This window comes from Vibrio sp. 10N.239.311.G01 (genome assembly GCF_041465805.1).
GTDB classification, from domain to species: Bacteria; Pseudomonadota; Gammaproteobacteria; order Enterobacterales; family Vibrionaceae; genus Vibrio; species Vibrio crassostreae_C.
In genome coordinates this window covers 93102-111967 of the sequence record NZ_JBFSRM010000012.1, presented here as the reverse complement: position 1 = coordinate 111967, position 18866 = coordinate 93102, and the positions used below count along the sequence as shown (strand labels likewise).

The 18866-nt window shown below is 43.5% G+C and carries 18 protein-coding genes; 14 read left to right on the top strand and 4 right to left on the bottom strand.

From position 1 onward, the window contains the following. Positions 1-12 precede the first annotated feature (12 nt). The 4 genes from nrdG to AB6D06_RS11880 all read left to right on the top strand — a co-directional run bounded on the left by nrdG (position 13) and on the right by AB6D06_RS11880 (position 4560). Positions 13-480: an anaerobic ribonucleoside-triphosphate reductase-activating protein gene (nrdG, locus tag AB6D06_RS11895; protein WP_017064571.1), complete on the top strand. Its 468-nt coding sequence runs from the start codon at positions 13-15 to the stop codon at positions 478-480. Positions 481-745: 265 nt separating this feature from the next. Then, positions 746-1930 carry an amino acid aminotransferase gene (locus tag AB6D06_RS11890; RefSeq protein WP_017060118.1) on the top strand — a complete coding sequence of 395 codons (1185 nt, stop codon included), beginning with the start codon at positions 746-748 and terminating at the stop codon, positions 1928-1930. An 11-nt stretch (positions 1931-1941) separates the two neighbouring features. Next, a complete protein-coding gene (locus AB6D06_RS11885; RefSeq protein WP_017069095.1) occupies positions 1942-2628 on the top strand; it encodes an ATP-dependent zinc protease in 687 nt (228 codons plus the stop codon). A gap of 324 nt (positions 2629-2952) precedes the next feature. Next, positions 2953-4560: an ABC-F family ATPase gene (locus tag AB6D06_RS11880; protein ID WP_080582218.1), complete on the top strand. Its 1608-nt coding sequence runs from the start codon at positions 2953-2955 to the stop codon at positions 4558-4560. A 137-nt stretch (positions 4561-4697) separates the two neighbouring features. Here AB6D06_RS11880 and AB6D06_RS11875 read toward each other — a convergent pair whose 3' ends face one another. Further along, on the bottom strand, positions 4698-5222 hold the full coding sequence (locus AB6D06_RS11875) for a hypothetical protein (RefSeq protein WP_017060115.1): 525 nt from the start codon (positions 5220-5222) through the stop codon (positions 4698-4700). Positions 5223-5320: 98 nt separating this feature from the next. Continuing rightward, positions 5321-5698, bottom strand: a complete 378-nt coding sequence (locus AB6D06_RS11870; protein ID WP_048608277.1) for a YgiW/YdeI family stress tolerance OB fold protein — start codon at positions 5696-5698, stop codon at positions 5321-5323. Positions 5699-5984: 286 nt separating this feature from the next. Here AB6D06_RS11870 and AB6D06_RS11865 point away from each other — a divergent pair, with 286 nt between their 5' ends. The 4 genes from AB6D06_RS11865 to modC all read left to right on the top strand — a co-directional run bounded on the left by AB6D06_RS11865 (position 5985) and on the right by modC (position 10082). Further along, on the top strand, positions 5985-7457 hold the full coding sequence (locus AB6D06_RS11865) for a cobyric acid synthase (RefSeq protein ID WP_372110294.1): 1473 nt from the start codon (positions 5985-5987) through the stop codon (positions 7455-7457). Between the two features lie 64 nt (positions 7458-7521). Continuing rightward, on the top strand, positions 7522-8280 hold the full coding sequence (gene modA / locus AB6D06_RS11860; RefSeq protein ID WP_017060111.1) for a molybdate ABC transporter substrate-binding protein: 759 nt from the start codon (positions 7522-7524) through the stop codon (positions 8278-8280). Next, positions 8281-8979 (top strand): molybdate ABC transporter permease subunit, encoded by a 699-nt coding sequence (gene modB, locus AB6D06_RS11855; RefSeq protein ID WP_017060110.1) that lies wholly within the window; start codon positions 8281-8283, stop codon positions 8977-8979. Continuing rightward, positions 8976-10082 carry a molybdenum ABC transporter ATP-binding protein ModC gene (modC, locus tag AB6D06_RS11850; protein WP_017060109.1) on the top strand — a complete coding sequence of 369 codons (1107 nt, stop codon included), beginning with the start codon at positions 8976-8978 and terminating at the stop codon, positions 10080-10082. Before modB ends, modC begins: the two co-directional genes overlap by 4 nt. A gap of 311 nt (positions 10083-10393) precedes the next feature. Here modC and AB6D06_RS11845 read toward each other — a convergent pair whose 3' ends face one another. After that, positions 10394-10831, bottom strand: a complete 438-nt coding sequence (locus AB6D06_RS11845; RefSeq protein WP_017060108.1) for a DUF3069 domain-containing protein — start codon at positions 10829-10831, stop codon at positions 10394-10396. A 152-nt stretch (positions 10832-10983) separates the two neighbouring features. Here AB6D06_RS11845 and AB6D06_RS11840 point away from each other — a divergent pair, with 152 nt between their 5' ends. Both AB6D06_RS11840 and AB6D06_RS11835 read left to right on the top strand, forming a co-directional pair. Continuing rightward, positions 10984-11934, top strand: coding sequence for a diguanylate cyclase (locus tag AB6D06_RS11840; RefSeq protein ID WP_017060107.1), 951 nt, complete (start codon positions 10984-10986; stop codon positions 11932-11934). Positions 11935-12012: 78 nt separating this feature from the next. Continuing rightward, a complete protein-coding gene (locus AB6D06_RS11835; protein ID WP_029235232.1) occupies positions 12013-13023 on the top strand; it encodes a Solitary outer membrane autotransporter beta-barrel domain in 1011 nt (336 codons plus the stop codon). Between the two features lie 144 nt (positions 13024-13167). Here AB6D06_RS11835 and AB6D06_RS11830 read toward each other — a convergent pair whose 3' ends face one another. Continuing rightward, on the bottom strand, positions 13168-14409 hold the full coding sequence (locus tag AB6D06_RS11830) for a GGDEF domain-containing protein (RefSeq protein ID WP_065584948.1): 1242 nt from the start codon (positions 14407-14409) through the stop codon (positions 13168-13170). A gap of 476 nt (positions 14410-14885) precedes the next feature. Here AB6D06_RS11830 and AB6D06_RS11825 point away from each other — a divergent pair, with 476 nt between their 5' ends. From AB6D06_RS11825 to pntB, 4 genes are all read left to right on the top strand, one after another. Beyond that, positions 14886-15254 carry a late competence development ComFB family protein gene (locus AB6D06_RS11825; protein ID WP_017060104.1) on the top strand — a complete coding sequence of 123 codons (369 nt, stop codon included), beginning with the start codon at positions 14886-14888 and terminating at the stop codon, positions 15252-15254. A gap of 40 nt (positions 15255-15294) precedes the next feature. Continuing rightward, positions 15295-15576 (top strand): HlyU family transcriptional regulator, encoded by a 282-nt coding sequence (locus AB6D06_RS11820; RefSeq protein ID WP_004731023.1) that lies wholly within the window; start codon positions 15295-15297, stop codon positions 15574-15576. A 300-nt stretch (positions 15577-15876) separates the two neighbouring features. Beyond that, entirely contained in the window at positions 15877-17424 is a 1548-nt protein-coding gene (pntA, locus tag AB6D06_RS11815) for a Re/Si-specific NAD(P)(+) transhydrogenase subunit alpha (RefSeq protein ID WP_371720917.1), read from the top strand. A 10-nt stretch (positions 17425-17434) separates the two neighbouring features. Further along, a complete protein-coding gene (pntB, locus tag AB6D06_RS11810; protein ID WP_017064580.1) occupies positions 17435-18832 on the top strand; it encodes a Re/Si-specific NAD(P)(+) transhydrogenase subunit beta in 1398 nt (465 codons plus the stop codon). Positions 18833-18866 lie beyond the last annotated feature (34 nt).

The window sequence follows — 18866 nt, the reverse complement described above, 5'->3', positions numbered from 1 at the left end:
CAATACTGCCTTATGAATTATCACCAATATCACCCAATCGACGTTGTAAATGGCCCTGGAACACGCTGCACTTTGTTTGTGTCGGGTTGTGTACACCAGTGTCGCGGGTGTTATAACCAATCGACGCAAAGGTTGGACTCCGGGCATTTGTTTACTCAAGAGCTGCAAGACCACATTATCGCTGATCTCAATGATCCACGAATCAAGCGTCGTGGCTTGTCGCTTTCAGGTGGTGATCCTCTTCATCCTGCAAATGTATCTGAAGTGCTTAAGCTTGTTCAGCGTGTAAAAGCAGAATGTGAAGGCAAAGACATCTGGATGTGGACGGGCTACGAGCTCGACGAACTCGACGAAAAGCAGAGGCAAGTACTTGAATATGTTGATACTTTGATTGATGGTCGTTTTGAGCAAGATAAAGCGGATCCAATGTTGGATTGGCGTGGTAGTTCAAACCAAATTATTCATCGGTTCCGACTCTAGTAGACTTTCGTTAGTTAACGTCAACCTACATTAGTGCAAATTAGTAGCCTCAGCTTCTCTGTTGAGGCTTTTTTATTTTATGACGTTCTAAATTTGTAAATTGATTGAATATTGAACTATATGGAATAGGGAATATTAGATTGCACCAGTCTCAACTAGAGTTATCTCCTAAAAATCAAAACTTTGATGAATTTCTGTTTCTTAAATTGTAAATAAAATGATAACTTGGAGGCCATTACTTGAATTTCAAAGGGTTGTGACTTTCATGTTTTCACATCTACCAAAACCAACTTTAGATCCAATTCTATCTCTTTCTGTTGCTTACCGCGGCGATACTCGTACTGATAAAGTCGACTTAGGCATTGGCGTTTACAAAAACGATCAAGGCGAAACTCCGATCATGAAAGCCGTTTCTATGGCTCAAGATATCGTTGTTGAAACGCAGAAAACCAAAGCTTACGTTGGCCTAGCAGGCTGTGAAGAGTTTAACCAGAGCATGGTTGATCTGCTGCTTAAAGGGACTTCTGCAATGGATCGCGTAGCTGCGATTCAAACACCGGGTGCAAGTGGTGCACTTCGCATGTTGGGTGACTTAATGAAAGTTTCTCAACCAGACACCACGGTTTGGATTTCAAACCCAAGCTACGTTAACCACAAACCGGTGATGGAAGCGGCAGGCTTAAAAGTTCGATATTACAATTACTTCAGTCCTGAAACGAAGCAAGTTGATACTGCAAGAATGTTGGATGACCTTTCAAAAGCGGGTCCATCAGATGTGGTACTACTGCACGGTTGCTGTCATAACCCAACGGGTGCGGATATCGACTTTGAGGCGTGGCAGGAAATTACCAAACTATCGCAGAAAAATGGCTTCTTGCCGTTCGTTGATATTGCTTACCAAGGCTTTGGTGATGGCTTAGAAGAAGACGCAAAAGGTCTTCAACACATGGCTAACAACGTCGAAGAGATGTTGATTACGACATCTTGCTCGAAGAACTTCGGTTTATACCGAGAAAGAACGGGTGCCGCTATCGTGATTGGCAAAAACAGCGAACACGTTGGCAATGCTAAAGGTAAGCTTCTAACGCTTGCTCGTTCAACTTACACAATGCCGCCAGATCATGGTGCAGCTTTGGTTAAAACAATTCTTCAGAATCAAGAGCTAACCTCGATTTGGAAGCAAGAATTGAGTGAAATGCAGCAACGTTTGTTAAATCTGCGCCAAAGTTTATGTGATGAATTGCGAAATACTTATAACACGTCACAGTTTGACTTCATTGAAAGCCATAAAGGCATGTTTAGTGTACTAGGCTTTAAAGAAACTCAAATGAATCAATTACGTGAAGAATATGGAGTCTATGGTGTTGGTGATGGACGCATCAATATCGCAGGCCTTTCCGAATCTCATATTCCTTATGTAGCAAAAGCGATAGCAAACGTTTCAAAATAGAAGGTGACTGAATGTATAATTGGAAAGCGATTGTAGTTTTAATGCTAAGTGGTGGCCTGTTTGCTTGTTCGGCTACAACTCAAGCTCCTGTTGAGCCAGAGCAAAAGCCTCAAATCGAACAACCTGTTGTGGATGACTCTTCAAAAACTGACGCAACAGAAGGCGAGAAAGTAACGGAACCTACTGAGAAGCCTGAAGAAGTAAAACCAACTGAGCCGGAAGTAAAACCTGCACCTGTTGAAAAACCAGTAGAGAAGGTTAGAAAAACAAGTGACGGCAAACTGATTCTTGGTGAAGAAGAGTGGGTGTTTGTTCCTGGTTTAAAAGAAGCGTTTAAAGCACGTGTCGATACCGGTGCAACAACCTCTTCAATCAGTGCAGTTGATATTGTTGATTTTGAACGTGACGGCAAAGACTGGGTTAAGTTCAAGATTGAACACGACGGAATTACAACTGAAGAGATCAGCTTACCAGTAGAACGCTGGGTTAAGATCAAGCAATCAAGCGCAGAAGGCACACAACGACGCGCTGTGGTTGTAGCTTCGATTCAAATTGGCGATCTAAAAGACAAAACTGAATTTACGCTAGCCGACCGAACGCATCTTTCTTTCCCACTTCTGTTGGGTAGAAGCTTCTTTAGAGATGTTGCGGTTGTCGACGTGAGCAAAAAATACGTTCAGAAGAAAATTACTAAATAACAAGTTCTGCTCGTCATCAAAGCTTTTCGTTTTGAAGAGCTATAGTTTCAAAGGTGACGAGCTTAAAAGACTTTTAGTGTTGATAAATGAAATCCCTACCAGTTCTGCTGGTGGGGATTTTTTTATTTACACCCCATAACGTATGAAAAGCATCTAAATGGTCTATGTTTACTATTCGTTTACTGTTTAGCCTCGACAACGTGATCGAGATCTCTATATAATCCGCGCTTCGATTTTTGTTTAATCCATACTTTCGTACTTCTTATTTAGGTTCTTGAAATAGCCTAATAATTATCTGTCAGTACACGCTTAGGAATTAGTTCTTTGATATCTACCGCGAACATCACAATGCAATTTGGCGCAGAGCCGCTGTTTGAAAACATCTCTGCTAAATTTGGTAACGGCAACCGTTATGGTTTGATCGGCGCTAATGGTTGCGGCAAATCAACGTTCATGAAAATCCTAAGTGGCGCATTAACGCCAAGCTCGGGCAACGTTTCTATCACTCCAGGAGAAAAACTGGGTGTGCTAAGCCAAGATCAGTTCGCTTTCGAACAGTACAGCGTTATCGACGTTGTGATCATGGGCGACAGAAAACTTTGGGAAGTAAAACAAGAACGTGACCGCATTTACTCTTTGCCAGAAATGAGCGAAGACGACGGCATGAAAGTCGCAGAACTTGAAAGTGAATTCGCGGAAATGGATGGCTACACAGCAGAAAGCCGTGCTGGCGACATCCTAATTCAAGCGGGTATTGAAGAAGAGTTCCATTTCGGCTTGATGCAGCAAGTAGCTCCAGGTTGGAAACTGCGTGTGCTATTGGCACAAGCTCTGTTTGCAAACCCAGATATCCTGCTTCTTGATGAACCAACCAACAACTTGGACATTCACACGATCAACTGGCTTGCTGAAGAGCTAAACCAGCGTAAATGTACAATGATCATCATTTCGCACGATAGACACTTCCTGAACTCTGTGTGTACACACATGGCAGACATCGACTACGGTGAGCTACGTGTCTACCCTGGTAACTACGAGTACTTCCTAGAAGCATCTGGCTTGATTCGTGAACAGCTTTTAGCAAGCAACGCTAAGAAAGCGGCTGAAATCAGCGAGCTTCAAGATTTCGTAAACCGTTTTGGTGCTAACGCATCTAAAGCAAAACAAGCAAGCTCTCGTGCCAAGAAAATGGATAAGATCACGCTTGATGAAGTGAAATCATCGAGCCGTATGAGCCCATCTATTGATTTTGGCGAAGGTAAGAAACTACACCGTCAAGCGCTTGAACTTCAAGACCTTGGTCACGGCTTCGATGGCGAAACATTGTTTGCCGGTGGTAACTTGCTGCTTGAAGCGGGTACTCGTCTTGCGGTTATCGGTGAGAACGGTGTAGGTAAAACCACGCTGCTACGTTGCCTAGTTCAAGAGCTAGAGCAAAACGAAGGTATCGTAAAATGGTCTGAAAACGCATCTGTAGGCTACTGCCCACAAGATAGTACGTCTGACTTTGATAACGACCTGAGCATCTTCGATTGGATCTCACAATGGCGCACAGTGAAGCACGATGACCTTATGGTACGTGGCATTCTAGGTCGCCTATTGTTTACTGCTGACGATGCGAACAAAAAAGCGCGTAACTGTTCTGGTGGTGAGAAGAACCGTCTGTTATTCGGCAAGCTAATGATGCAAGACATCAACGTGCTTGTAATGGACGAACCAACCAACCACATGGACATGGAAGCAATCCAAGCCCTGAACGACGCGTTGAAGGTTTACACTGGCACGCTTATCTTCGTAAGCCATGACCGAGAGTTCGTTTCTTCATTAGCAACACACATCATCGATGTAAAAGATCAACAGCTAGTGAGCTTCCAAGGTACTTATGAAGAGTACTTAGATCACCAGAAAAAGATGCTGATGGTTAGCTTATAAAGCAAGTCGCTGGCTCAGGTCGTGAACGACTAAAAGCCAGCGAAACTAACAAACAAAAAAGCCCCGAACATTAATATGTTCGGGGCTTTTCTATGTAATACGTTTAGCTATTTATTACTCAGTAATTGAAATCTAGATTAGAATCCGAATCGAGCCGACATTAAGATTTGGTGGCCATATGTGCCGTTATTGCGCATATCAAGACCAACAGACAGTTGATCAGTTGAATGGAAACGAGCACCGATACCCAAAATTGAACGAGTGTCATCGTTGTCGATCAGTTGACCAAGGCGTGCGTTAACTTCAACGTTTGCCATTAACCAAGCTCTCAAGCCAAGGTTAATTTCTGTTTTGATGTGGTTATCGTCATTCCGTTCAATGTTGTGCAGTAACATTTGGCCAGTAACGTCAGCAAATTGACTGATTGGGCCGTTGAATCCCATACCTACCGCTGCATCCCAATCACTTTCAAATTCTGAATCGATACGAGCAACAAAATGAGAGTTCTGAGTGAACATTGTTGTGACTTCACCACCGAAAGTACTTGGGCTAGTACCCATGCGCAGCTCGAATGTGTTGTAGTTAAAGTTGTTTGCAGACGCAGAGAATGAACACAGTGCAGCGAGTCCTAAAAGGACAGTCTTATTCGTGCAACCTAGCATGGTGACTCCATATAAATTGTATTTTGCGGCAGTATAATACAAAAAAGCTTGCAATATGCAGGCCAATTATTTGAAGTCGGTATTTTTATATTAATCGCTTATAGAACCTGGATGTGGTCCACTTCGATTTCAGGTGTCTTACCACCTTCATATTCACCGAAGATACGAACTTTTGTATCAGCGGTCAGTGGTTGTGCTAGGCGGATATCATCATCCAGTTCGATTTGAATTTCACTCTGGCCATCAGAGAAGACAAACGTGTCATTCTTAAGTTGACGAACGATCTTGCCATCCACAATTGCTTCTTGCTCTGCGAACATGCTTGTGTCGGCAAGTAGTGTCGCAACAGAAACGGTTTCAATTGGGCCAGTATAAGCAATAGCGCTTTCGTGCTTGTTGCTGTTGTGGTCACTAGCCATTGCGAAAGTAGGAGCAAGGATAATAGTAGATGCGATAGCTAATACAGTTTTTTTCATGGTGAATCCCTTAATGTTGTTTTTAGTAGAAACGTTTTTCTGAATTTGAAACGTTTCTTTTCGTTAGTACGTTTTTTGTTGAAGCGCCTGTTATCGTTCACAAGCTTCGTTTCGATGGAGCTATTAAACAACACTGGGGTTGAATCCAGAGTGAGTAACACATTCATTTTCCATTCATTTTATTGAGCATCTACTCGGCAATGACGTTAAGATGGTCGCAGAGAAATATTGCCCACTGCTATAAATTGAAAATTAAGAAATTAAGAAATTAAGGATTTAAGTACAAATGCGAGCACCATTAAGTGCCCTTATGGTTCAAGGGACAACGTCAGATGCCGGAAAAAGTGTTTTGGTGGCAGGTTTATGCCGTGTTTTGGCAAGGAAAGGAATCAAAGTGGCACCTTTTAAGCCACAAAACATGGCGTTGAACAGTGCTGTGACAAAAGATGGTGGCGAAATTGGTCGCGCTCAAGCGGTTCAGGCGCAAGCTTGCAATATAGAGCCAACCGTTCACATGAACCCTGTATTGTTAAAGCCTAATTCAGATACCGGCGCGCAAGTGATTCTGCAAGGCCGAGCGCTGAGCAACATGGAAGCGACGGGTTATCATGATTACAAGAAAGTGGCGATGGATACAGTTATCGATTCGTTTGACCGACTTTCTGAAGAATATGAAAGCGTGATGATTGAAGGTGCGGGGAGCCCAGCCGAAATCAATCTTCGTGAAAATGATATCGCTAACATGGGATTTGCTGAGAAAGCGGACATCCCTGTGATCATCGTTGCTGATATTGACCGTGGTGGCGTTTTTGCGCATCTCTACGGGACATTAGCTCTATTGTCTGAATCTGAACAAGCTCGTGTAAAAGGCTTTGTGATAAATCGTTTTAGAGGCGATATCGCACTGCTTCAATCTGGCCTAGATTGGCTAGAGGAAAAAACCGGCAAGCCAGTCATTGGTGTTTTGCCATATCTGCATGGTTTTAACTTAGAAGCGGAAGATGCCATTACCTCTGCTCAAGAGTCTTACGGAGAAGCTAAGCTTAAGGTGGCGGTGCCAGTGCTAACCCGAATCAGCAACCATACAGACTTTGACGCGTTAAGATTGAATCCTTCGATTGATTTACGTTATGTCGGTAAAGGCGAACGTGTAAACAATGCTGATTTAATTATCTTGCCGGGTACAAAGTCGGTAAGAGCAGATTTGGATTACCTAAAAGAACAAGGCTGGGATAAAGATATTCAACGCCACCTGCGCTTAGGCGGCAAAGTGATGGGTATCTGCGGTGGCTACCAAATGTTAGGTAACATCATCCACGATCCTGATGGCGTTGAAGGGGAACCCGGCAGCAGCGAAGGGTTAGGGTATCTGGATACTGAAACGACCCTTACACAGCAGAAAACCTTAACCAACGTACGCGGCACCATGACGCTGGATGGCAAAACAGCACAAGTAAAAGGTTATGAAATCCACGTAGGTAGGACTGATGTCAAAGAAACAGCCTTACCGGTTCAGTTAGAATCTGGCAGCCTAGATGGCGCTGTGAATCAAGATAACTCGATTTTTGGTACTTACTTGCATGGCGTATTCGACAACAGTGATGCGTTGTCGCTTATTTGCGAATGGGCAGGAGCCAACGATGTGACCGCGATTGACCACGAACAGCTTAAAGAGCTGGGTATTAATCGAATCGCTGATGCCATCGAAGAGTACTTAAATCTTGATCTGCTTTGGCCAGAGTTAATTGGCCAGAGTTAACAGCTTAAGCCGCCATTTAGAAGTTAGCTAAAGAACTTAAACGAACAATAGATAAGTGATAACAATGAAAAAGCGAGTCTTCCTTTTAACCATGGCTTTAACTTCGGCATTGAGTTCTAGTCATCTTTTTGCTGCGGAAAAGCTACGAGTTTACGCTGCATCGTCGATGACCAATGCGGTTAATCTGTTGGTTGAAGAGTTTGAGAAAGACCATTCTGTCGATGTGATTCCTGTGTACGCGAGTACATCGTCTTTGGTGCGACAAATCGAAAGAGGAGCACCAGCAGACATTTTTATCTCGGCAAATGAGAAATGGATGACGCATTTAGTCGATCGTAAATTGGTTTATAGTGACAATGTCACAAACCTATGTGAAAACGAACTGGTGCTGATTGCTCCTAAAGAGACATCGGTAACGTTAGACCTATCAAAAGGTGAACAATGGGCTAAACTTCTTACTAATGAAAGGCTTGCAGTGGGTAACACCATGTCGGTTCCTGCTGGTATCTATGCAAAAGAAGCGTTAGAAACGTTAGGTGTATGGGACGATGTGAAAACTCGATTGGCACCAAGTAACAATGTTCGTATGGCCTTAGCCTTAGTCGAGCGCAGTGAAGCTAAGCTTGGCATTGTCTACAAAACGGATGCGTTGCTTTCTAAAGAAGTAAACCTAGTGTCGACCTTCCCATCAGATCTGCACACACCAATACGTTACCCTGTAGCGAAGTTGAGTGATAAAGTTGTGGCAGAAGAGTTCTATACTTTCCTAAAGAGCGAAAAAGCGAAAGACACCTTGAACAGTTTTGGATTTGAAGTGCGTTAAATGATGTATTTATCGGAATACGAATACCAAGCCTTAATGCTGAGCTTAAAAGTCGCTGGGTTTGCAATCTTATGGCTTATCCCTATCGGTATTGGCTTAGCATGGCTACTTGCTAAGAAACAATTTGTAGGTAAGAGCATTGTTGAGAGTATTGTCCATTTACCTTTGGTACTTCCACCTGTGGTTATTGGCTATTTACTGCTAGTGATGATGGGCAGGCAAGGTATCATAGGTTCGTGGCTCAATGACGTGTTTGGTATTGTATTCAGCTTTAGCTGGAAGGGCGCGGCACTCGCTTGTGTGGTTGTGGCGTTGCCGCTGATGGTTCGCTCTATTAGATTGAGCCTAGAAACCGTAGACAGTAAGCTTGAAGAGGCGGCTGCTACATTAGGCGCTTCACCTCTTCGTGTGTTTTTCACGATCACTTTACCCTTGATGATCCCAGGGGTCATTACCGGCACCATGCTTTCATTCGCAAGAAGCCTAGGGGAGTTTGGCGCGACCATCAGCTTCGTTTCAAATATTCCCGGTGAAACTCAAACCATTCCTTTGGCTATGTATACTTTTATTGAAACCCCTGGCGCTGAAATGGAAGCCGCGCGTTTGTGTGTCATTTCTATTGTGATAGCGCTGGGTTCATTGATGCTATCTGAGTGGCTCAACAAAAAGTCAGCACAACGCTTGGGAGGCAATGCATGAGTGCTTTGATCCTCCAATATCAACAACAACTTGGTGAAACGTTCTTTGATATCGACTTGGAATTACCAAGTAGCGGCATTACGGCAATTTTTGGTCGTTCTGGCGCGGGTAAAACCTCACTTATCAATGCAATCAGTGGCCTTAAACAGCCCGATAAAGGTCTGATCAGCGTATCTGGAACCACACTGTTCGATAGTGAAAATGGCATTAATTTGCCGACTCACAAACGCAACGTCGGTTATGTGTTCCAAGAGTCGCGATTGTTTCCACATATGAAGGTGGCAGCGAACCTTAAATACGGTATGAAAAGCGTCGATCAAGCGCACTTTGAGCAAATAGTCTCGCTGTTGTCTTTGGGTTCATTGCTTGACCGATACCCAGCTCGTTTGTCTGGCGGTGAGAAGCAACGTGTGGCGATTGGCCGCGCTTTGTTATCAAAGCCGAGCATTTTGTTGATGGATGAGCCTTTAGCGTCTCTCGACTTGCCTCGTAAGCGCGAAGTGATGCCATTTCTGGAAAACTTATCCGAAACCGTCCAAATACCGATCATCTATGTCACTCATAGCCTCAATGAAATTTTACGCTTGGCAAATCACCTTGTGATTATTGACCAAGGCAAAGTGATTTCGTCGGGTGTGACGGAAGAGGTTTGGGCATCGAGAGCCATGCAACCTTGGCAATCTTTCTCAGAGCAAAGCTCGTTGTTTGAAGCGACATTAGCGGAACACAATGACGATTATGCGCTGTCTCGCCTGATGCTAGGAAAGTCGACGTCGTTATGGGTTCAGAAAGTATCGAGTGAGCTTGGTACGACAGTGAGGCTGCAAGTTAGGGCAAATGATGTCTCTATCACGCTAGAACGGCCGAAAGGGACTTCTATACGTAACATCCTTCCAGTGACCATTAAAAGCGTAGAGACGCACCAACAAGGCACAAATAAGCAGAGTGTCGAGGTCGAGCTAGAGTTAGAGTCTGGGTGCTACCTATGGGCAACCATTACATTGTGGGCGCTGGATGAGTTAAATCTAGAAATCGGGCAGCGTGTTTACGCTCAAATTAAAGGTGTGAGTGTCGCTCAAAGAGATATCGCGGTAACGCATTAAACCTGAGAAGGTTTGCTTTTCGATATTGTCGCGATACTGCCTGTTATAGGTTCTGAAAATTCGGTCTTGATTCCATGATTGGATACATGCGTCATTTTTATACGGTATAACTGCCAGTTTTGCGCCACACTATATGAGTGTTAAAGCATATGATTTGTCGAATCATATGAACATTAGCAACAAGAACATACAGACGTAACGATCGACGAACAGAAAATAGCGGATATAAAAAAGCCGCGTGTTTAAAGAAACATGCGGCTTAATTCTAAGTAGTACTGTTAGCGCTTAGCCTAGTTTAGGCGACTAGCGACTTACTTAGTAAAAACTTCTTTGAAATCACGCTTCAAGATTGCATCACGACGAGCTTTCTTGATTTGTTTAACCATGTCTTTTACACAGTTGTGTAGAACTTGGTCTAGCAGTTGAGCACGGTACTCTTCTTTTTCTTCGTCAGACATGTCTTCTGGAAGTTTAAGAGTAGGGAACTCTTCCATCACGTTAACACCAGCGAAAGCTTGGCTAACTGAGATTAGAGCGTGGAACTGCTCGAAGTTGTCTAAAACATTTTGTGCGCTTGCTGGAAGACTATCCCAAGCTTCGCGTACTGCTTCTTCAGACACTTCGTGAATAGAAGTAACCATAAAGTGCATCTCTTTTGGTACGCCATCAAATTCGATAACTTGACGAAGTTCTGGTGAGATGGTGGTTAAATCGATTTCTTGTTGTTCGTTGTTTGTAGCGTCTGACATAGTATTTCTCTTTAAAAAGAAACAATGCTAAAAAGATCTGTAAAAAAGTCAATATAATATAGAGATTAGGGCATGATTTAAGCCCAAATTTGAGCTACTTTGAATATTCGACACTAGATAAAGGTGATGTGATGATAGAAAAGGGATCTTCAATGCGCATATTGCTGGTTGATGACGTTCAACTAGACAGGATGCAACTTGCTATCCGACTCAAGCAACTGGGTCATATTGTAGAAGCTGTCGGTAGCGGAAAAGAAGCCCTGAGTGTTTATTCTGATTTTGATCCTGAACTCGTGTTACTTGATATCAGCATGCCTGATATGGATGGTTTTGAAGTGGCGAATGAGGTTCGAAGCCGATTCCCAGAATGGGTTCCCATCATCTTTCTTAGTGGTCACGAAGAACCTGAGATGATCGCAAAAGCGATTGACGCTGGTGGCGATGATTACCTGATCAAGCCAGTAAACAAGGTTGTTTTGAATTCTAAGCTGATTGCGATGCAACGTATCGCGCACATGAGACGAGAGCTAAAACAAAGCACAGCCAAACTCGAAGAACTGAACATCCTTCTGCAGCAACAAGCCAACGAAGATGGCCTGACCAAATTGTATAACCGTCGATATATGGATACTAAGCTTGAAGAGAGCATAGCGTGGCACGGAAGACGTAATATATCCATGACAGTCATACTTCTAGATGTAGACTTCTTTAAGCCTTACAACGATAATTATGGTCATATTCAAGGGGATAAGTGCTTACAAGGGCTTGCTAATACCTTGAAACAGCTGTTTGTTCGTGCGGGAGAATTTGTAGGTCGTTATGGCGGTGAAGAGTTTGTTCTGATTCTTAGCGACACAGACAGTGAAGGCGCTAAGGTACACGCGACTCGAGTTAAAGAGGCATTGCATGAGATGAACTACGCTCATGAACACTCAACGGTATCGGATAGAGTGACAGCGTCACAAGGTGTGTTGTCATTTGTGCCAGAAGGTGGCGAATCTATTGCGTCTATTTACGAAAAGGTCGATCAAGCGCTTTATCAAGCGAAGCAAAGTGGTAGAAATACCTTTGTACAACGTAACATTTTGGAGCTTGCGCGTTAGTTGGCGAGCTCTTTTAGATATTTGAATTTATACTTCTAATAGCGTTTGAGCTAGGAAGTGCTTTAAGTGATAAAAGAAATGCCACATTCGAAGTCATTTTCTATGACTAACACATCTTGGACGCTTGCGGTTCCTCTATTTTTTACCGCTTTGGCGACCACTGTTAATGCCAATACGCTATCTGATCTTTTTCGAAAGGATCTAGAGCAGAGCTTTGCCACCAGTGTATTGCTCAACGACACCGATGTTTTCACTTTTGGTATCAATAACTTTGACCCCAATAAAGTGTTTAGTTTGGACAATGAAGACATCGGTTCGAATGATTCGGTAAGTCGTCGCCAAAACATCACCTCCCTGAGTTTGCCTTACACATTTGAATTACCAAGTTACATCGAAGACAACCATCAAGAGGTGACGCTACGCTTGTCTGCATTGCGAATCGAGAACGATGTCGAGTACGCGGCAGCAAACAGAAACGATTTTCAAAAAGAGTCGGTAGTGTCTGGCTACGTCGAATTCGCGAATGTGTCCCAGCTAGACGAATATTGGAGCTTCAGCTCTGCAATCGGTAACCACATCTCTTACTACCGCAATGATTATGAATATCGCGCTTCGTTGCTAAAGCCTATTCAAGACCAACTGGATGGCGTATATCTCAATACTGATGCTTGGGCTTACATCATCGAGCCTAAAATCAAGCTGATGTACGAAGATAAGAATGACTGGGGAAAGTATAAATTGAGCACCAGTTGGCATTACTTTAATGGCATCGGCTGGGGCGAGGCGAATAATGGCAATGTCGGTCATCCTGAAGGGTGGTATATCGCCAATGAAGCCAAGGTTTTCTATGATCTCGTGCGTTGGGATAAGAACATCACTTCGATGTACTCGAGTATAAGACGAATTGATATTGGTGGTGACACCGTGGCATCTATGGGCACCACATCTTACTACGAGGGCAGTGTTGGTTGGTTGCTTAACCCAAACCTGTTTAATGAGTGGGTCGATAACGTGGGAATAGGTTTTACGATTAACTACGGAAGTAGCTTAAAAGGTGGCAGCTTGGTTATATTCTTCAACCAAGATTAAGCTCTTTTTTCCAGTTAAGCCCATACGGCCTCAAATCAATGAGGCTCGTTGAACTTGGAAGTGATAGTTATTGAAGCAGATCGCTATTAATGGCTTAAGCTATTTAGATCTCTAGCACTCAATATCTTTCGCTATCAACTATTGTTAACGGTCAATACACAGTTTGTTTCGACCGGTTTCTTTCGCTTTATACAGCGCTTGGTCAGCAAGCTTCAACACCTCTTCAGGATGTCTGGTGGTTGTACTGTCAGACAATCCAATACTCACCGTCACATTCACCACTTCCGATGGTTTGCCGTTCTTACCACGCTTTTTCATCCCCACTTCATGATCGTCAGGGCGCTCGTGACTATTGCGAATCGTCATGTCGTAGTTTTGAACCTCGGAAATCAGAGCTTGAAGGTGCTCTTTAACTTGTTCCGAATGTTTGCCTTTGAAGATAATCGTGAACTCTTCACCACCATAGCGATAAGCTTTAGCGCCGCCTGTGGTTTCTCTCAGAATGCGTGCCACCAGTTTTAACACATCGTCCCCAATGTCATGTCCGTAGGTGTCGTTGAATTGCTTAAAGTGATCGATATCGACCATCGCCATCGAATACTTACGCCCCAAGTGCTTCATATCGACTTCTAAGGCGTGTCGACCTGGAATGTTAGTCAGTTGGTCATTAAAGGCCATATCATGACTAGCAGACATCACATAGACGATGATCAACGTGCCTGACAGCGAGAACATGGTGCTCGAGATGTACTGAATATCGAAGAAGATGAACGTACAAGAAGAAAGCAGGATAGCGCTATAAACCACAACATCGATAGAGCGGTTATACACCAACACGAGAATGGCAGTAAGGCCAAGCAAGCAAAGGCTATACAGCACTAAAACAAAAGGCAGTTTGGAGAAGTCTCTGACAATAAATAGAAGACCATCACTCCATGATTCAAAACCGCCGGCATGGAAGTGAGAGACGATCAATTGTGCCCACACCATAAACAGAACAAGAACGATGGCGTAGAGCAGCATCGACTTTGAGTTTACGCCGTTATCAGGGAAGGCATAAACAAGTAAGCAAGTGACAGGTACTAATGCCGCAAGTAACGAGAGCTCTAATAGCGTTGTGCCAGTATTGAGAGGCGTTTGTAAGCGAACTTGGATGATCAGATAAGCGACAAGCATGGTCACCGATACCATCGCCATTCGACCTTGTCTGAACGTATGGCATAGCAGAACCGCAACGCTCAATAAAATGTAAGGGAGGTTGCTAGCAAACCCTAAATTTGAGTCCGTCACGAGAATGACGTTGTCCATACCAACGAGCAAAATTGTTAACAGGACTAAAGGGAAGCAAAATCGAAACATGCTCGACGTTACAAAAGATGATGCCATTTATGTGGTGAGCCTAACTATATTGATGATCTTATTATTTAATACTATGCGTAGGATACGGTTAAACAAGCGATTGCCAAGCTTTTTACCTAAATTAGAGCAAAAACATAGTCATAGGTCGCTATTGGTGCAATCATTTTTATATGTATTTTGAGTTGCTATTAACCTTAGAACGAACTACACAGTATATATGAGAAATTAATTAGTCGTTATAGATACTTAACAAAATCTGCTCTGCTGCTCTTACGTTGGCGCTGTCACTTAAAGGGCTTGATGATCAGTTATCATTGAGTGACCTTTTCATTAAGCGACGAAGATCTGTAATGAAGTCAGAGTAAGATTAAATAATACCTAAGTTTCAACTATGGACAGTAAAACCTATAACTGAGTTATAGAAAGCTATTAGGAATTGCATGGTTTCAAGTGACTTTAGAAACGACTGCGACTAGAAAAACCGCTACAAATGGAGGTGTGGTATGCAAATTAGTGTTGATGTACATAACTATATGGAAACTCTGGTCGGTCATGTATTGGCTACCGAGGAATATGTGTCTAGTTATACCAACGAACAGTTGGCCGATCTCGCGTGCTTGGCTTTGGGCCAGCTAAAACCTATCTATATTCGTTTTGATATCGATTTTCTGTCAGCATTGCCAGAAGACAAATTGGTGCTCTATAAACGCAATAGTGAGATCGCGGTCAAAAATGCAGAAAGTATGATTATTGACGATCGAAGACGTGAACGTGACGACAATGTGCCTGTTATATTTAGTCAACACAATTTTGACGATGACGTAGAATTGCAATGGTATGAAAAGCCGTTGTTGAACCGTAAACAGTCATGATAGTTTAGGGTGAATACGGTCATTTAAGGAGTAAAAAAACGTGGGATTCTTTTCTAGATTATTTGGTGGCAAAGAAAAAACCGAACAAAAAGTAGAGATTGAGCCAGTCGAATATAAGGGTTTCAATATCTATCAAGATGCCATTGCAGAATCTGGTCAATACCGTGTTGCTGGGCGAATCGAGAAAGAATTCGATGGTGAAATCAAAACTCACCGTTTTATTCGTTCAGATGTTGTTTCAAACAAACAAGATGCCGATGAATTGATGCTCAAAAAATCGCAGATGTTCATCGACCAAATGGGCGACAATATATTTAGCTAACCAATTAGGGTTAGAATTGATGTTGGTCATAATTTAGAGAGCTTTCAGTGTATATGCTGAAAGCTCTTTTTAGTTTTATGGATAAAGAACAGCTAGTGAGTTGTTATTAAAAGGATTATTTGCAAGTGGTTTGACCTCTTGGTTCGAGACGGTCGTCATTTATCCGAATGAAGCGCTCAAATTCCGTCCAAATCGTTATAAGTAATAACTTTTCCTGTTCTTTGAACAAAACGCTTGAAGTATTAGTTGTCGTTAGATACAAACGAATAAGTCATTCGTGCCAATAGTCAAGGAATAGCTATGCAAATTGGTGTACCAAGAGAAACGCTCGCAGGTGAAACGCGAGTCGCTGCTTCGCCGAAATCGGTAGAACAGCTTCTAAAATTAGGATTTGAAGTTTGTGTTGAATCACAAGCAGGTGCGTTAGCAAGTTTTGAAGATGCAGCTTATGAACAAGCTGGAGCAAAAGTTGTCACCGCAGATGAAGCTTGGAAATCCGATATTATCTTTAAAGTTAACGCTCCGATCGTTGACGAGTCTAAAAATGAAATCGATCTTCTTAAAGATGGCGCAACATTGGTCAGCTTTATTTGGCCTGCTCAAAATCCAGAGTTAATGGAACAATTGTCCAGTCGTAACATCAACGTGATGGCGATGGATTCTGTACCACGAATTTCAAGAGCTCAGGCGTTAGATGCATTGAGTTCTATGGCAAACATCGCGGGTTATCGTGCTGTTGTTGAAGCGGCGCATGAGTTTGGTCGATTCTTCACGGGTCAGATTACGGCTGCGGGTAAAGTTCCGCCAGCAAAAGTACTGGTTGCAGGTGCTGGTGTTGCTGGCCTAGCGGCAATCGGCGCTGCGGGTAGCTTAGGTGCAATCGTTCGTTCATTCGATGTTCGTCCTGAAGTTAAAGAACAAGTTGAGTCGATGGGTGCTGAATTCTTGGAAGTGGATTTCAAGGAAGATACCAGTGCTGGTGACGGCTACGCAAAAGAGATGTCTGAAGCATTCAATAAGAAAGCGGAAGAGCTTTATGCAGCTCAAGCAAAAGACGTTGATATCATCATTACAACGGCGCTGATTCCAGGTCGCCCGGCTCCGAAGCTGATTACCAAAGAGATGGTAGACAGCATGAGTGCAGGTAGTGTGATTGTAGACCTTGCGGCGGCCAATGGCGGTAACTGTGAATACACGGTTGCGGATCAAGTCATTACAACGGCTAATGGTGTGAAGGTGGTTGGTTACACTGATATGGTTGGTCGACTGCCGACTCAATCATCTCAACTGTATGCAACGAACCTAGTTAACCTTCTGAAACTGCTTTGCAAAGAGAAAGATGGCAACATCAAAATCGACTTTGAAGATGTTGTTCTGCGTGGTGTTACTGTGGTTAAAGAGGGCGAGGTCACTTGGCCAGCTCCACCAATTCAAGTTTCAGCTCAACCACAACAAGTTAAGCCAAAAGCGGCCAAACCAGAGCCTAAAGTTGAAGAACCTGTTTCTCCAATTAAGAAAGTGGCGGGTATGGCGGTAGCTGTTGGTGCATTCGCTTGGGTAGCTTCGGTTGCTCCAGCTGCGTTCTTATCTCACTTTACCGTTTTTGTTCTCGCTTGTGTGGTGGGTTATTACGTAGTTTGGAATGTAAGCCATTCTCTGCATACGCCTTTGATGTCCGTGACTAACGCGATTTCAGGCATCATTGTAGTAGGTGCACTGTTACAGATCGGGCAAGGAAGTGGCGTCGTCACGTTCTTATCATTTATTGCCGTATTAATTGCAAGTATCAATATCTTTGGTGGCTTTACCGTGACCAAACGTATGCTTGAAATGTTCCGTAAAGACTAAGGAGTAACAGATGTCTGAAGGATTAGTACAAGCAGCTTATATTGTTGCTGCTGTATTTTTTATTATGAGCTTGGCTGGGTTATCGAAACAGGAATCTGCGCGTGCAGGTAACTATTACGGTATCACGGGTATGGCAATCGCGTTGATCGCAACGATCTTTGGCCCTCACTCTGCTGGTATTGTGTGGATCATCATTGCTATGGTGATCGGTGGTGGTATTGGTATCCACTACGCAAGAAAAGTAGAAATGACTGAAATGCCAGAGCTGGTTGCAATTCTGCACAGCTTCGTAGGTATGGCTGCAGTACTTGTAGGTTACAACAGCTACATCGATCCACCTGCTGCTGTTTCTATCAACCCTGCAGATATTCATGCAGAGCACGTTATCCATCTAGTGGAAGTGTTCCTTGGCGTGTTTATCGGTGCGGTGACGTTCACGGGTTCTATTGTTGCGTTTGGAAAGCTTCGTGGCGTTATCTCTTCGTCTGCATTGAACATCCCTCATAAGCACAAGTGGAATCTAGCGGCTATCGTAGTTTCTACACTACTGATGATCATGTTCGTTAAAGCGGACGGCAGCATGTTCGCGCTAATGGTGATGACGCTTATCGCATTCGCATTCGGTTACCACTTAGTGGCATCGATTGGCGGCGCAGATATGCCAGTAGTTGTCTCTATGCTTAACTCGTACTCTGGTTGGGCAGCAGCAGCGGCAGGTTTCATGCTTGCAAACGATCTGCTTATCGTAACTGGTGCATTGGTTGGTTCGTCGGGTGCGATTCTGTCTTACATTATGTGTAAGGCGATGAACCGCTCTTTCATTAGTGTTATTGCTGGTGGATTCGGCCAAGAAGTGGTTGTGTCTGATGGCGATGAAGAGCAAGGTGAACACCGCGAAACATCAGCTGAAGATGTGGCTGATATGCTGAAAAACTCTAAGTCAGTAATCATCACTCCTGGATACGGCATGGCAGTAGCTCAAGCACAATACCCAGTGCATGAAATCACTGAGAAGCTACGAGCGCAGGGCATTAATGTTCGATTTGGTATCCACCCAGTTGCTGGTAGGTTACCGGGTCACATGAACGTACTGCTTGCTGAAGCGAAAGTGCCTTACGATATCGTTCTAGAAATGGACGAAATCAACGATGACTTCGATGAGACAGATACTGTATTGGTAATTGGTGCGAATGACACCGTAAACCCTGCAGCACTTGAAGATCCAAACAGCCCAATTGCTGGTATGCCAGTACTTGAAGTTTGGAACGCTCAGAATGTTATCGTATTCAAGCGTTCGATGAACACAGGTTACGCCGGTGTGCAAAACCCACTGTTCTTCAAAGAGAACACGCAGATGCTGTTTGGCGATGCTAAAAAGAGTTGTCTAAGTATCTTAGAACATCTATAGAGATCACCTCTAAACAATCTGTAACAACTCGATA